The sequence below is a fragment of the Pseudomonas sp. P4_B3 genome, from assembly GCF_056402295.1.
The window spans coordinates 94,910-110,428 of the sequence record NZ_JBFUHR010000015.1 but is presented as its reverse complement, the minus strand read 5'-3'; the positions used below and the strand labels follow the sequence as shown (position 1 = coordinate 110,428).

Annotated in this window: 13 protein-coding genes and 1 pseudogene; 3 read left to right on the top strand and 11 right to left on the bottom strand. The window is 54.1% G+C overall.

All coding sequences use genetic code 11. From position 1 onward, the window contains the following. Window positions 1-92 precede the first annotated feature (92 nt). The gene (locus tag AC1DWG_RS18805) at window positions 93-887 is read left to right on the top strand and encodes an NYN domain-containing protein (RefSeq protein ID WP_477788184.1); all 795 of its coding nucleotides are present in this window, start codon (window positions 93-95) and stop codon (window positions 885-887) included. Window positions 888-1,313: 426 nt separating this feature from the next. Here the strand turns inward: AC1DWG_RS18805 and AC1DWG_RS18800 are convergent. From AC1DWG_RS18800 to AC1DWG_RS18755, 10 genes and pseudogenes are all read right to left on the bottom strand, one after another. Then, window positions 1,314-1,649 (bottom strand): annotated as a pseudogene (locus tag AC1DWG_RS18800) (transposase); the annotation flags it as partial. A gap of 142 nt (window positions 1,650-1,791) precedes the next feature. Then, complete coding sequence (locus AC1DWG_RS18795; protein WP_477788183.1) at window positions 1,792-3,021, bottom strand: carbohydrate porin; 1,230 nt, start codon at window positions 3,019-3,021, stop codon at window positions 1,792-1,794. Window positions 3,022-3,239: 218 nt separating this feature from the next. Then, a complete protein-coding gene (locus tag AC1DWG_RS18790; RefSeq protein ID WP_477788182.1) occupies window positions 3,240-4,241 on the bottom strand; it encodes an ABC transporter permease in 1,002 nt (333 codons plus the stop codon). A gap of 38 nt (window positions 4,242-4,279) precedes the next feature. Continuing rightward, a complete protein-coding gene (locus AC1DWG_RS18785) occupies window positions 4,280-5,842 on the bottom strand; it encodes a sugar ABC transporter ATP-binding protein (protein ID WP_477788181.1) in 1,563 nt (520 codons plus the stop codon). 83 nt (window positions 5,843-5,925) lie between these two features. Continuing rightward, the gene (locus AC1DWG_RS18780; protein ID WP_477788180.1) at window positions 5,926-6,879 is read right to left on the bottom strand and encodes a substrate-binding domain-containing protein; all 954 of its coding nucleotides are present in this window, start codon (window positions 6,877-6,879) and stop codon (window positions 5,926-5,928) included. 65 nt (window positions 6,880-6,944) lie between these two features. Beyond that, a complete protein-coding gene (locus tag AC1DWG_RS18775) occupies window positions 6,945-7,898 on the bottom strand; it encodes a substrate-binding domain-containing protein (RefSeq protein ID WP_477788179.1) in 954 nt (317 codons plus the stop codon). Between the two features lie 81 nt (window positions 7,899-7,979). Further along, window positions 7,980-8,705, bottom strand: coding sequence for an SDR family NAD(P)-dependent oxidoreductase (locus AC1DWG_RS18770; protein ID WP_477788178.1), 726 nt, complete (start codon window positions 8,703-8,705; stop codon window positions 7,980-7,982). A gap of 121 nt (window positions 8,706-8,826) precedes the next feature. Next, on the bottom strand, window positions 8,827-10,089 hold the full coding sequence (gene fucP / locus AC1DWG_RS18765) for an L-fucose:H+ symporter permease (RefSeq protein WP_477788177.1): 1,263 nt from the start codon (window positions 10,087-10,089) through the stop codon (window positions 8,827-8,829). A 192-nt stretch (window positions 10,090-10,281) separates the two neighbouring features. Then, window positions 10,282-11,283 (bottom strand): inositol 2-dehydrogenase, encoded by a 1,002-nt coding sequence (gene iolG, locus AC1DWG_RS18760; protein WP_477788176.1) that lies wholly within the window; start codon window positions 11,281-11,283, stop codon window positions 10,282-10,284. Between the two features lie 96 nt (window positions 11,284-11,379). Then, window positions 11,380-12,234: a sugar phosphate isomerase/epimerase family protein gene (locus tag AC1DWG_RS18755; RefSeq protein ID WP_218432266.1), complete on the bottom strand. Its 855-nt coding sequence runs from the start codon at window positions 12,232-12,234 to the stop codon at window positions 11,380-11,382. Window positions 12,235-13,010: 776 nt separating this feature from the next. On the opposite strand from AC1DWG_RS18755, the gene AC1DWG_RS18750 reads away from it, so the two are divergent. Together AC1DWG_RS18750 and AC1DWG_RS18745 are read left to right on the top strand one after the other, a co-directional pair. Next, entirely contained in the window at window positions 13,011-13,394 is a 384-nt protein-coding gene (locus AC1DWG_RS18750) for a nuclear transport factor 2 family protein (protein ID WP_218432265.1), read from the top strand. 92 nt (window positions 13,395-13,486) lie between these two features. Continuing rightward, window positions 13,487-14,551 carry a maleylacetate reductase gene (locus AC1DWG_RS18745; protein ID WP_477788175.1) on the top strand — a complete coding sequence of 355 codons (1,065 nt, stop codon included), beginning with the start codon at window positions 13,487-13,489 and terminating at the stop codon, window positions 14,549-14,551. A gap of 49 nt (window positions 14,552-14,600) precedes the next feature. On the opposite strand, the gene AC1DWG_RS18740 is transcribed toward AC1DWG_RS18745, so the two are convergent. Further along, entirely contained in the window at window positions 14,601-15,515 is a 915-nt protein-coding gene (locus AC1DWG_RS18740) for a LysR family transcriptional regulator (protein WP_477788174.1), read from the bottom strand. Window positions 15,516-15,519: the final 4 nt, after the last annotated feature.

Below are 15,519 nucleotides of genomic sequence, written 5' to 3'. Positions count from 1 at the left end.
AGGCCAGATCGACTGCTGGGAATACGAGTGACCGAAACCAAGATTAGTCTCTCGTTTGCAGGTATGGTGACGCTTTGACTCAAGGATGAACCATGGCCACGCATACCTCAAATAGTGCTCAGACGCGCCTCGCTGTGCTGATCGACGCCGACAATGCCCCAGCAGCAATCGTCGAAGGCCTGTTTGAAGAAATTGCTAAGTACGGCGTCGCCAGCGTCAAGCGCATCTACGGCGACTGGACTGGCCCCCATCTCGGCGGTTGGAAGAAAGTCCTGCTCGATCACTCGATTCAGCCCATCCAGCAATTCGCCTATACCAAAGGCAAAAATGCCACTGACAGCTCGCTTATCATCGATGCCATGGACTTGCTATACACCCGCCGCTTCGACGGATTTTGCCTAGTATCGAGCGACAGCGATTTCACTCGATTGGCTTCTCGATTACGTGAAGAGGGTTTGACCGTTTACGGGTTCGGCGAAGAGAAAACACCCAAGCCGTTCGTAGCCGCATGCGACAAATTCATTTACATCGAATTACTCCGTGAGGATGCCGTTGCGCCCACCAATGGTGAGCCTAGTACCGCTTCCACTGCGACCCCTGATGTGGCCAAACCAGCAGTTGCTGAGCCTTCCAAAAAGCCTAAAGCTCCGGTGGGCTTCATCGCCAAGATCATGGACGACATTGCTGACGAGGATGGCTGGGCACATTTAGGCGCGCTGGGCGCGAACATTACGAAACTACGTCCGGAGTTTGACCCACGCACTCATGGCTACAAAAAACTGAGCGATCTCATCAAAGGCTACCCGCAGGCGTTTGAGCTGCAGGCCAGAGGCACATCAGGGGGCACGGCAGTGATGTACGCTCGTCACAAGCAGCCAATCAAATGACAGCTTCGGCATGTGAAGCCATGGATGGGATAGACGTGCGCTGACTTAAGAATTGTTGGATAGACGTTAGCGGTCGGGGAAAAGTTAGGAAAGACGTGCTGTCATAAATTGTCGCAGCTCAGTCCTGCGTAATTGTTGAAATCATGGGGCCATAACGGTACTTCTGAAGCACCATTTTTTAGCAGGGAACGCACCATGCATCCAAGATTCAGGGTTATAGAAACCACCGGACTGGAAGATGGTAGTAAGCGATACAGGGTCGTTGATCTCGTAGAAGGAGGCTCAGCTAGCAAGCATGGTGTGTTCAAGGTCAGGGCGGAGGCAGACGCTGTTTGCTCGATATTGAATGCTGAACATCCGAGGCAGTTGGCAGTGCGTGATGTTGCACCGCATTGCACCTACTGAGTAGGTGCAACTGATATTGCTATAGGCGGTGATGCCGGCATCATGACAAGCCAGGATTTGTTCGCTTTTGAAGTAGCCTCGGTCAGCCACTACCGATAACGTTTCTGACGCTATCGCCTCGCGGGCCTGCTTGGCCATCGAGCTGAGTTGATCGCGGTCGGAACCGACGTTTGTAACCTCATTGGCAACGATCAAATGGTGCTGGGTATCGACTGCTGTCTGCACGTTGTAACCGACGACTCCCGTGCCGCGCGTCATCATGGAACGGGCGTCCGGATCGGTCAGTGAGACCTGTTTATCCGGCGATTCATTGAGCTGGATTTCGATCGCCTGAAGCTCCTTCATTTGAGTTTTGAGCTTCCGACCTAGCTCGCTTGCTAGCGTGACGTCATTTCGGTTTTCGGAAGTCGCTCCATCGAGTGGAAGGAGAAGTCCCACCGAGGTATCGACCTAGTGGGACTTCTTCCAGGTCAGCTACGCAACGCTGGCGAACGACACATCATTTCCACCAGTACTCAAGCTGGAGGCCAACGTTCGAACCATGAAGGGCGTTACCGAAGGAGCCACTATCCGAGAGCGCTGAGCCTGCAGCCATTTCGCTCGCGGCACGTTGGGCAGCCTTGTTCCAAGAGGCATAGGTGTAATACAGGCGAAGTTCCGGACGAGACCAGAAGCCTGGGCCGGCCGGCGACCAGGTTGGAGCAATGGTGAACTTCGTCAATTTGCGCGTCCCCCCGGGCGCATCCACTTGATCTCGACCAACCTCGGTGCTCAGCTTGAATTGCTCAGTGAACGCATAGACAGGACGGACGCCGATCGACAACCAATTCTGGTCATCGTCCTCATTAGGATGGGCATCCTTTTGGTAAACGATTTGGAATTGCCCACTAAATCGCTGAGTCATTTGCCAGTCAAAGTACTCCACGAAACGCCAACTATGGTTGCTGCTGTCTAGTGTTGGGTCGCCGGTGTAGCTCAATGCAGTTCCCGGGCCTTGTCCGTACTGCACTGCAAAGGTATTCAACCCTCCCAGGAACCCTTTCTGCTTGTGTTGTGCGATAGCCGACCAGCCAGTGTGAGAGTCGTCCCTGCTGTTTGGCTTGTCGAGAAAGCTCACGCCCAGCTCCACACCACCCCCTGGGTTTGTTTCGAAGCCACCGACTGTGAAGTCGTGGCGGTTGGTGAAGTCCTTTTGGAACAGGTTGTCTTTGCGCGAGAAAACGTAGCTGTACTTGAGATCGCCGATGCCTACCTGGTCGAACCCGAAGCCATTCGCGCTCTGGTTCCAGTAGAAGAAGTCACTCATTTCGATGCTGTTTCGATTGTAGTAACGGCGGCCCGCCCAAAAGGATCCTCCGTTCAGAGCGGGCATTTTGCTCCACTCGGCATACATCTGGTTCATTCGCGCAAAGCCATAGTCCCCCGTAAATTTCGGTGTATGGTCATACTCGTTGTACAACTGAGCCATACCTTCGACGCTAATAGCGGAACCGTCGTCGAGCTTGAGTAGGTCTTGCCGCAGATCGAATTCAAAGTATTGCTCGCATTCATTACCCAACCGGTACTTGGATTGCGCCCCTGGAAGCTGAAAGCAAGACTGATTGCCTCCCTCTAATGAGTTCCCGACACCGGTGCGAAAATAACCACTGAAATCCAGCGCATGTGCAGACAGTGGCAATACCGCTACGGCGAGTACCGGCCAGAAAACTCGTTTGTTGTTGAACGACATGCCGTTTTCTCCATTTATTATTTTTGTGTTGTTTTTTTGGGGACAGCCGAGCCCAGTCCGGAAGATTTCTCTTCCGGGGAAATGAGCTTTTTTTGAATTGGTTTATGCGTTGAGAGCCTGGATCTGACGCAGGCTGCGCAATACCGAACAGCTAATGAGGCTCGCTAACAGCTCCAGTAAGAGCGTTAAAAAATGGCGGCCTCAGCGAACTGCTCCACTCATGACTTGCCTCTTGATTTGGCGTACGTATCGAAGCCAACCGCCAACACGATGATGATTCCAATAACCACCTGCTGGTAGTAAGCGGACACGTTCATGATCACGAGTCCGTTGATGAGCACGCCGATCAGCAGCGCTCCGATAATCGTGCCACCGACACCACCCAGGCCACCGAACAGGCTGGTACCCCCGATCACCACCGAAGCAATGATGCGAAGTTCGTAGCCCGAGCCAGCGACCGCCTCGGCCGACCCAAGTCGGGCAGAAAGAAGGAACCCTGCAAGACCTGCGAGGAAGCCCGTGATGACGTAAACACTCAACACAACCGCCTGCACGCTCAAACCTGAAAGCCGAGCTGCCTCAGGGTTACCCCCAACGGCATAAACCTGGCGGCCATAGCGTGTGTATCGCAGTGCGATGTATCCCACCAAAGCGACGATCATGAAGACCAGGACGGGAACAGGTACGCCCAACACGTCCCCTCTCCCCCACCAACGGAAGGCTTCATTGAAACCGCTAACCGGCGCACCATCATTCACAATGAGCGTCGCACCGCGCCATACGGTGAGGCCCCCCAGTGTCACGATGAATGCAGGAACGCCAAATCGAGTCACGACCTTACCGTGGAGGTAGCCTGCCATCGTACCGACAGCACACGCTGCCAGCATCGCAACAAGCCATCCCATGAAGAAGTCGCCGCCCAATGCCTGCATCAGAAATGCACCGCTAATAGCGGCAAATGCAAGCAGCGATCCCACTGCCAGATCGATACCACCCGTGAGAATCACGTAGGTCATTCCGACACCGATAATCCCGTAGATCGAGACCTCGGTGAGAATATTCTTGATGTTGCGCGCCGACAGGAACATTGGGTTGTAGAGGGTAAAGATGGCGATCAGTGCGATGAGGAACAACAGCACGCCGTACTTCTCGAAAAATCCGACCATCTCGAATTTTTTCCGGCGCTTCAAAGTTGATTCACTAGATACTGGTTTGATCATTTTCTGATTACTCGATAGATAATGCCGGTTCGACCCGTTCAGGCCACGCCTTGGTTCGAAAACGATGAACTCACTCCCTGAGCCATTCGCTGCATGAGTAGTTCTTCAGTTGCCTCATCAGCCGAGACAACTCCGGTGATTGCTCCTTCTCGGAACGTGACAATCTTGTCGCTGACGGCCATGACTTCGGGCAGCTCGGAGGAGATGACGATCACGGCGATGCCGGCGCGAGCCATGTCAAAAAGAACCTGGTGAACTTCAGCCTTGGCTCCAACATCAATCCCCCGCGTTGGCTCGTCGACAATGAGAACCTTCGGCTTGAGTGCCATGCATCGGGCCAGGATGACTTTCTGCTGATTTCCACCAGACAACGTCCCAATGGCCACGCCGTCGTTAGCCATCTTGATCCGCAATCGTTTCTGGTATTCCTGAATGAGTTGGGTTTCCGCCCGATCATCAATGAACATGCCCCAGCGCTGTAGACTGCCCAAGCTAGGCAGACTCATGTTCCAACGAATGGAGTGCCTCAAGAAGCAGGCCTGCTGCTTCCTGTCCTCAGGTACAAGCGCGACTCCGGCAGCGATGCCTTCACGAGGCGATCGAAACGGAGAAACCTGGCGACCGTTGACGTAGATGATCCCTTCATCGCATCCATCGGCGCCGAAGATCACACGAGCCAGTTCTGTACGGCCTGCTCCTACCAGCCCAGCGAAACCAACAATTTCCCCTGCCCGCACATCGATGGACATATCGCGTAGTGGCGTTGCATGAAGACTTTGGCCGCCGCCACCAGATATTCTGGAAACACTCTGCACTTTCAGCATCACTTCGCCTGGCGAGCCAGTGAGCGGTTTGCGCACAAACTCGACGTCCCGGCCAACCATCAGACGAACGATGTCATCGACGCTGACGTCTGCGACGTCCCCAGAGGTGATGTAGGCGCCATCACGAAAGATGGTGTAACGATCACAGCAAGCCTTCACTTCATTGAGCTTATGCGACACGTAGATGATGCTGATGCCTTTGGCCTTCAGACCCGCGACAATTCCGTGCAACTTGTCTACTTCGCGGCCACTGAGCGCAGCGGTAGGTTCATCCATGATGATGAGCTTCGCATTCATGGTGAGCGCCTTGGCAATCTCTACCATCTGCTGTTCAGCCACACTGAGCTTGCGAACCATCGTCCTTGGTGTAATGGTCAAACCGAGGTCGTCCAGGACATGCTGGGCATCACTGAACATCAGCTTCCAGTCAACAAACCCATGTCGTAACGGCTCACGTCCGAGGTACATGTTCTCAGCGACAGACATGTCGGCGATGAGATTGAACTCCTGGTAGATCGTAATGATGCCGAGCTCTTGGCGGCGCATGGGAGTGTCGTGCTCCTGCAGCGCATGGCCATTGAATTCGAGAGAACCTTGACCTGTATCCGCAGGCTGGGCACCGGCCAGTATCTTCAGGATGGTCGACTTGCCCGCCCCGTTTTCACCGAGCAAAGCATGTACTTCACCTTTGCCGACTTCGAGCTTTACGCCATTTAGCGCAACAACCCCTGGAAAGGTCTTCTTGATATTGCGAACTTGTAGCAGCGTATCGTTCATTCCGATGCCTTCCAGTCCTAGATCCGCTAAACCGGGAGAAAGCGCTGCTCCCTCCCGCATCAATTACAAAGATGGGTAGTCAATTACTTGATGGCGCTGAACTGCTCCGCTTGATCCAGGTTTTGCTGGGTGACCATGAACGGCTGAACGGTCACTGATTCGATCTTGGTGCCGTTGCGAATATTGTCCACAGCCAGGCGCAAGGCAGTTCGGATCTGCTTGCTAGGGCTCTGCTCAACGATGCCGGTGATCTCACCGGCCTTGATGCTTTTCAGCACTTCAGGGTAAGCGTCATAGCCAATGATTTTGATCTTGTTGCTAAGCCCCATACCTCGCACGGCTTCGACTGCTCCAAGCGTCATATCGCCGGTGGAGCAGATGATCACATCAGGTGGAGTGCCCGCCGAAGCAGTCAGAATGTTCTCGACCACCGACATTGCCTTGGCACGATCAGCCTCACCGGATTGCTCGGCTACGAGCTTGAAGTTGCTACCGGCGGCAGTCAGTGCTTGATGCACCCCTTTTGCTCGATCCATTGCGGTGGTGGAGCCGATCTGACCGGTGATCAGTACCACATTGGCACCCTTGGGCATGTTCTTCACAACCCACTCACCCATGATTCGACCACCCGCCACGTTGTCTGCTGTTACGAATGGCACAGTTGAGGAAGTGCCCTCCACACGGCGGTCAACTGCGATAACTGGCACCTTCTCATCCAGCACATCATTGATAGCCGGTGCGAGCGCGGAGACATCGTTCGGAGTCAATACAACAGCCTTAACACCTTGAGTGAGCGAGTTCTCGATATCGGAACTTTGCTTGGAAGATGAAGCCTGGGCATCTTGGACAAGGAGGTTGATATCCAATGCTTTAGCTTCCTGCACTGCCTGCTCATGCATGAAGATGAAGAAGGGAATTGATAGGGTTTGGAAGCTCACCGCAATCTTCTCGCCAGCGGCGAAAACGGGTGCGTTCGACATCAAAATAGCTGTGGCCAATGCAGCAGTCAGCACTCGACGTTTATTGTTCGTTTTCATTCTCGATTTCCTTAAATTGCATAGGTACATCAAACAGTCGGATTTACCGGAGGAAGAACCGCCAGTTATTGAATGGCGCTGTATTGTTCTGCCTGACTCAGGTTTTCCTGGGTGACCATGAATGGCTGAACGATGACCGTTTCGAGCTCTGCTTCGCCGCGTACTTTCTTCACCGCCATGCGAAGGGCCGTCCTGATTTGTTTGCTCGGGCTTTGCTCCACGATGCCGGCGATATCTCCATCTCGGATGGCACGCAGCACTTCTGGGTATGCGTCAAACCCGATGACTTTGACCTTGCCTTTCAACCCCATGGCCCGCACGGCTTCCGCAGCGCCGAGTGCCATGTCGCCGCTCGCACAGATGATTGCATCTGGAGGGTTTGCACTCAGCGACGTCAGGATGTTTTCAGCCACCGACATGGCCTTGGCACGCTCCCACTCCCCTGACTGCTCAGCCACGAGTTGAAATTTTTTCCCGCCAGCTTTGAGTCCTTCATGGACGCCCTTAGCGCGATCAATGGCTGTCGATGAGCCAGCGGTACCGCCGATGAACGCCACACGAGCGCCGTCTTTCATGTTGGAGGTGACCAACTCGGCCATGAGACGACCACCTGCGACACTGTCCGCAGTGACGTAGGGCACTGGCGCATCAGTTCCTTCGACACGGCGGTCGACTGTCACGAGGGGTACTTTTTCAGACAGTACTTCGTTCAAGGCAGGTGCCAAGGCGGTCACATCATTGGGTGCGACGACCATTGCATCGACGCCTTGAGTCAGGGCGTTTTCGACATCGGAGGACTGCTTGGTGGAGGAGGACTGAGCATCCTGCACAAGCAGCTCTACATTGAGAGCCTTGGCTTCCTGAGAGGCTTGCTCATGCATGTAGATAAAGTAGGGAATGGATAACGTTTGGAAGTTAACGACGATCTTCTCCCCAGCCGCCATTGCAGGCGAAAGCTGTAACATCAAACCTACTGCCAAAACAGCGCTGCACAACAAACCACCTTTCTGCGTTTTCATTATTTTTGTTCTCCTCAGATGGGTATCAAAGTTGCGGCACGGAGTTGCCCGTGTCGCAGTACGCGCACGTCAATAGAACGCTCAGGGCGTTGTGTATCCTCCATCAACCACGAGCTCTGCCCCCGTGATGAAGCTCGCTTCATCACTGGCGAGGAACAAAGCCGCGTAAGCAATTTCTTTGGGATCCGCCGCACGCCCCATCGGCGTCGCTGCGACGACGGCTGCGGTGGTATCAGCCGCTTGGCGAGCAATCATCGGTGTTTCGACCAACCCCGGATGCAGCGAGTTGACGCGGATACCATTGGCCACGTAAGACAGAGCTGCGTTCTTGCTCATCATGCGCACTGCAGCTTTGCTAGCCTGGTACGCCGACACACCACTGGCGCCGACGATGCCCCAGATTGAAGACACGTTAACGATGGAGCCTGCGTGCTGACGCTTCATGACTGGGATGACGGTTCTCATCCCATAGAACACACCGTTTTGATTGATATCGATGACCCGATTCCAGTCATCGAGGGTGATCTCATCGATGGGAAGGTAGGATCCTACCAAGCCCGCGTTGTTCACGAGCACATCAACCTTACCGTGCTCACGAACTACCTCTTCGACGAGACGTTCCCAGTCCTCCAGCTTTGACACATCCAAGTGCTTGGCAACGACGCTTGCATTTTTGTATGGCTCAGGTTGGTGCACATCGCCAACGATAACGGTGGCTCCTTCATCGGCGAAAAGCTCGGCGATCGCACGTCCGATACCCATTCCACCGCCAGTCACCAACGCAACTTTGCTGTGTAGTCGTTTCATGTTGATTTTCCTAATCTGAAACTTGCCAATCACCAGCTTGCAAGAATTTCGGGCAAGCCGAATCCGTTGCAGCAGGCCTCGCAATGCAGGGCCTACTACACGTCGTTGCTGGGAATATGAGTTAGTGAGCTTTGTCGGTCGCCGTTACGGGTGGCTGGCTCTGCCCATACCACGCGATGACAGCGAAACATGCCAGCGGTACATAGAACGCCGTAGCAATCCCGAAGTGATCAGCAAGCGCCCCCATCAGCAGTGGAACGAAAGCACCACCCACAAGTGTCATCACCAGGCACGAACCGGCTTTCTTGGTTTGTGTACCGAGTCCCCGAATGCCCATCGCGAAGATCGTTGGATACATCACCGACATGAAGAGATAGATGGCGGTGACCGCGAAGATCGAGATCCGCTCAAGTCCGGCGATGGCAACGATGCACAGGATCATGCTCACCAAGCTGTTGAGGATCAGTATTGAACGTGCAGGGACATAACGCATTACCCATGTCCCGGCGAATCGGCCGATCATGTAGGCGAGCATCCCGAGCGAAAGCAGGAAGGATGCTTTCTGAACGGAGATTCCGTGCCAGTGATCAATCGCGTAGTTGATGAAGAACGCACCAATTCCGACGTAAGCACCGACGTTGCAGAACTGGGCGACCAGTGCACCAGTAAAGTTGCTCTTCTTCCAGAGGCTTACTTCACCCCCAGTTGGGATCAGTACATCAGAGGTTTTTTCGCTGCGAATTTCCGGAAGTTTAATTCGAGCAAAGGCGACGAACATCAACATCACGATGATCGCCAACACCGCATACGTCACCGAAACCAGATCAACGCGGCTGCCGTTGAATTCAACGGGTGGGGCGAAGAAGACCGCGCCACCAATGACCGGCCCGATGAACGCCCCCAGACCGTTAAAGGACTGAGAGAATGTCAGACGTTGTTCTGATTTTGCAGGATCGCCAAGTGCGGCGGCATATAGGTTTGCGGCAGTCTCCAGGCAGCCTAAACCGCAGGCCAGCACAAACAGCGCAACCAGAAATGGCGTAAATGTTCCGGCCATCGAAGCCGGAATGAACAGCAGTGCTCCGAAGGCAAATAATGCAAGCCCTGCCAGAATCCCTGCCTTGTAGCCAAAACGCTCCATGAACAGGCCGACCGGCAGGGCAATGATGAAGTACGCCCCGAAGTAGGCTGTTTGAACCAATCCTGACTGCGCACGAGAAATATGGAGGGTGTCTTGGAAGTGCTTGTTCAGCACGTCGAGAAGCCCATGTGAGAGGCCCCACATGAAAAATAAACTTGTCACGAAAATAAACGCTAGTCTGGTCGAGGAAAGCTTTTCGTGGTTATGGGCCAGCCCAGTTAGGGCTTTAGTATCTGTGTTCATGACCGGTACCTTTGTATGTTTTGTTAACCGTCATCAGTGCACGCCAGGCGATGTTGAAATCCTGGTCTAGGGCCAAATGCCACAGCCCTTGCAACTACGTTTTGCTACGTCAACTTCAAGCATCCTTTTGTGTTCCTGGTGCACCGTAAGGCGGAGCCCCGTACAGGGTTTGGGGCTCACGCCTTGGAACGATTAGTGGTTCCCTACCCGCACAACCTTGCCCGTCTCAGCCGACTCAGTGGCGCAGTTCGCCAAGCGAAGCGCCAAGAGACCATCGCGTGGTGTTGCTGGCATCGGACTGTTGCTTTCGAGCGCGTCCAGGAAGCTGTTGAGCTCGATCTTGTAAGAGTCGGCGTGACGCTCCAGGAAGAAATTGAGGAGAGGATCAGCCACGTCAGTGGCCTCGGCGCCGAAACGGCGGACGCTGTTCGAACGATGGTTCTCGTTCAGCAGCATGCCCTTGGAACCAGAAACTTCCAGGCGCTGATCAAAGCCATACACGGCCTCACGGCAACAGTTGATGTGGCATTGGCGACCAGAAGCGGTACGCATCAGCACCATCACACTGTCATAGTCCGGAATAGATTCGAGCGACGGATCGACCAGTCGGCTTCCGACCGCAAAAACCTCAACTGGCTCCTCGCCAAGCAGGCTCCGAGCCATGTCGAAGTCGTGAATGGTCATGTCACGGAATATTCCTCCGGACGATTCCAGGTATGCCCTCGCAGCCAGCGCCGGGTCACGACTGGTGATGATGACTTGTCGAACCACCCCGATTTCACCATCGTCGATTGCACGACGAAGACGCAGGTAGTCGGGGTCGAATCGACGATTGAACGCCAGCATCACACGACCATTGAGGCGTTCGAGCTCTTCGACAGCAGCCTTCGCGCGTTCGTAATCCATGTCGATCGGCTTTTCGCAGATCACTGGCTTGCCGAGCTTTACAGCGCGGAGCATCAACTCGATATGAAATTCTGTAGGCGTGCCGATAAACACTGCATCGACGTCTTCACGATCAACAGCCGAGGCATAGTCGTAGGCTGCTTCGCAACCCAGTTGCTTAGCCAGCGCGTCGACACCTTCTTTCCACGGGTCAGCTACCACAACAAGTTTGGTGCGAGGATTGGTAGCGACGTTGGCGGCGTGGATTTTTCCGATACGTCCAGCACCCAAAACAGCAATACGTAACATGATGGTTCTTCCCTCGACAGCCTGGCTGCCTGTTATTTTTAGGTAGGGACGCGGGAGACATTTTCCCCCGCGCAGCAACACGCAGATCTGCTCGCGTTACTTGAACTGAGAAATGGTGGTTTCGTAGGTACGCTGAGCCATTTCTTGGAGAGGCAACTTGCGCACCACTTCGGAAAGCACTTCCACACCCCACGGGCCGGTGTAACCAGTGGCCTGGACTGCCTTAATGAAACCAGGAATGTCCAACACACCTTCGCCTGGCAGGCGGCGGCGATGGATGGTGTCTTGCCACAGAGGCTCTACGGCATATTTATCGGCGTCGTCCAGCTCGATAGAGCCGATGAACTTGCCGGGGATACGGGCGATGTCGGCAAAGTCAACGCCGCCGCGAGCGAGGTGCCAGATGTCCAGCAGCAGTTTGCCGTTGTCGTGGTTAGCGCCTTGCACCAATGCCAGTGCGGTGTCGATGGTGCGCACGTTACTGAATGGCATGATTTCCAAAACGATGTTAGTGCCATAGGACTTCGCTTCTTCACTGAGCTGAGCGAAGTGTTCGACCATCAGAGGAATATCGGCATGCTCTTCATTCAGGCCAGGCGCGGTTTTAACAGCGCGTGCACCCAACTCCTGAGCGGCATTGAATAGCTCAGCACGCATTTTGTTGGAAGCACGACGCAGCTCGCCATCCTTGTACCAGTCGGTGAGGAATTCGAATTCAACATGCTTGATGCCGTTAGCTTCGAGGATATGACGCATTTCCCGGAAGCCAATCCGATCGACGGTGGACATCAAATCGACATGGATGAGGCCTACACCTTTGTAACCAGCCTCAGCAGCGGCCTCTACACGGTCGCGGAATGCAAACGGGCTGATCTCAGTAGGGCCAAATGGGTACACGTCACCCGAGAGCGTGAAGTACGCCGCCAGCAGTTCTACATTTTGATTGCTCATTTAAATCTCCTGATACGCAGTTACTGTGTTTTAGGTAGTTGCACTACCAAAGGGCGGATTCAGTACCGGCAGAGTGCTTGGCAGCTGCCAAACTCCAGGTCGGCAAAACTCCAGAGGAAAAACCGCAACCGAAGCGCGGTGACATAGCGATCGCTAGCCGCCAGCGCTGCGATTGCGAAAGAAATGAAGGGACTATTGGAGAGGAGCTACGATCAGGCGCTGGCAAGCGGGAACAATCGCCCTCTGTCGAGCAACACTCGGTCAACACGATTGACATGCTTTTGATTGCAAACGGAATCTGCTGATCTCGGTACGAACGGCTCAGGGAGAGCCAAGCAGCAGCGAGACAGTGCGTAAATAGGGCAAGGAGAAAGTGCATAGCTAAGTCTCCGTTCTTGTTCTGTGCAGCCTAGGTGGCTGTCATTTTGGAACGATCTTAGACATGCGTTTTCAGGTATAAAAGACCAGAAAGAGAAATCTCTTTTCCACCTAGTGGAAGAATCTGCTTGGTGAATCTTGCTTGGCAGCTTACCTATCCTTCCACAATCACCTCTGACATAGGCGGTAAGACGGATATAGAGAACACACTGCTTTATTGAACAAGCATTATTTCACCCATGAAATAAAGAATTCCATTCAAGAGGTTTTATATCCAAGATTGTAAATATAGGCTTGATTGTGAGCGTCGACCGGAGGACAACGGTTATCCGACGGCAACGCAACGCGGGGCATTCCAAGTACTCGCTCAATGCCCCGCCATACAAAAGAGGCCGAGCATGAAGAACCATAATGAAGTTGAAAATCTGATTCGTGCACTCGAAGACAAACGCTATGACGCCATCCTGGCTGGTGATTTCGAGGCATTCCGTGCGTTCGCACATCCTGACCTGAGCTATGCCCATTCCAACGGCGTCGTCGATACGCTTGAGAGCTACCTCAACAAGTGCCTGAACGGATTCTACGTCTACCACCGCATCGAACACCCAATTCAAAGCATCAAGGTGGTCGGGGACATCGCACTCGTATTCGGTGAAATGAATGGCGAGATCACATCGGGCGGCATCGCAAAAACCCTACGTAACAAGGCTCTCGCCGTCTGGGAGCAGCGTAAAGGTGAGTGGAAGCTGATTGCCTATCAGCCAACCCCTATCCCGAGCTGAAGCCAGCCCCATCGGCGAAAACAAAGCGATAGGTGCCACGCACACCACCTGCTTCTGCCCCCCCTTCCATCGATAGGAACCCATTCACCATCATGAAGAATTTCACCTATACCGGTTTGCCCGCCCGAGTCATTTTTGGCAAAGGATCCTTACAGCAACTTGAGGCCGAAATCGATCGCTTGGGCTCTCGTCGTGCACTCGTACTCTCCACGCCAGAACAGCGTGATCAGGCTGAACGCATTGCGAAAATCCTCGGCGAACGTGCCGCAGGCATTTTCGATAAAGCAGTCATGCACGTGCCGATCGAGACTGCACGCGAAGCCAGAGAGATTGCCAGGGAGCTGGGAGCCGATTGCGCAGTTGCAATCGGTGGCGGATCGACCACAGGTCTGGGCAAAGCCATTGCGCTTGAGTCTGGGTTACCCATTCTGGCGATTCCAACAACTTACGCTGGATCAGAAATGACACCCGTTTATGGGCTCACTGAAAACGGTATCAAGAAAACCGGCAAGGATCCCCGCGTCCTTCCAAGGACAGTGATTTACGACCCTGAACTGTCCGCAACGTTACCTGTTGGCCTGTCGGTAATGAGCGGCATGAACGCGATTGCCCACGCAGCTGAAGGCCTTTATGCACAGGATGGCAATCCAGTCATGTCACTCATCGCCGAGGAAGGTATTCGGGCGATGGCTGAAGGTTTGGAGCAAGTGACCAAAGCACCAGATGATCTGGATGCCCGCAGCGACTGTCTCTACGGCGCCTGGTTGTGTAGCACCGTGTTGGGGAACGTGGGAATGGCACTGCACCATAAGTTGTGTCACACACTGGGCGGCAGCTTCAACTTGCCTCATGCCCAAACACACACCGTCGTGTTGCCTCATGCGATTTCGTACAACGCCAGCGCAGCACCGGATGCGGCCGCACGTATCGTTCGAGCACTGCGAGTCAAGCACAACTCTGCGGGGGGAGCGCTGTACGACCTGGCTGAGAAGCTCGGCGCCCCAATGACTCTTCGTGAACTGGGGCTGACAGAAGAAGACCTTGACCGGGCAACTGAAATTGCCCTGTCCAATCCTTACTGGAACCCTCGCCCTATCGAGCGTGAGGGTATCCGTCAGTTGCTTCAGAACGCTTACGAGGGCAAACGCCCCGAATAAAAGTTGACCTTAACCTCGGCTCGGTCGCTGGGTGCGAGCCGAGGTTTTTTCAACTAGTCCAGTAACGCTCATAATCATTTTGCTTGAAATTATCCAATAGAAAATCGATGAAGAGCCTCGTCTTGGCCGGCATGTAACGTCGATCCTGAAATGCCAGGTTGATGGTAAGCCGGGGGAGATCCCAATCATCCAGGACAGACACCAGCCTGCCCGCCACCAAGTCGTCATAAACGATGTATTTGGGCTGCACGAGAATCCCGGCTCCCGCCAGGGCCGCCGCACGCACAATCTGCCCATCGTTTGTTTCCAGCGCAGGTTGCACCTTGATGGTCTCTCGCTCAGTCCCCTTGCTGAACTCCATCGTGTTCGGATGGTTAGCAAGGCTGTAGATCAGCACATCATGGTTTGCGAGGTCTTGCACTGAGGTAGGCACGCCCTTGCGCTTGAGGTATTTGGGTGACGCCGCCAGTACCCTTCTTGTATCTGCCAATTTGCGGATGGTGATGCTGGAGTCAGCCTCGAATTCCCGTGCACGAATCGCCAGGTCGATTTCACTGTCGATAATGTCGTAGTAACGGTTGGCCCCGACGATCTTGACCTTTATTCCCGGGTACAGGCGCTGGAATTCGGGAACCAAAGGTGCGAGGTGCAACATGGAAAAGGAAATGGTCGCGGTTATAGTCAGTGTGCCCGTGGGTTCAACCAGTGCCGCACTCACCGTGGCCTCAGCCTCGCCAAGTTCAGCGAGCAGGTTTTTGCACCGCGCATAGAAATCATGACCGGCATTCGTAAGCGATAAGCGCCGTGTGTTTCGCTCGACCAAACGAACCTTCAGCCTGTTTTCCAAGGCCGCCAGATGCCGACTTGCAGCGGCATTTGAAATATCAAGCTTCTCAGCCGCCTTGCTCAGCGTACCCAGTTCCGCAGTGTGGACAAACAGCTCTAGCTCTGTGAATCGATCCATCAGC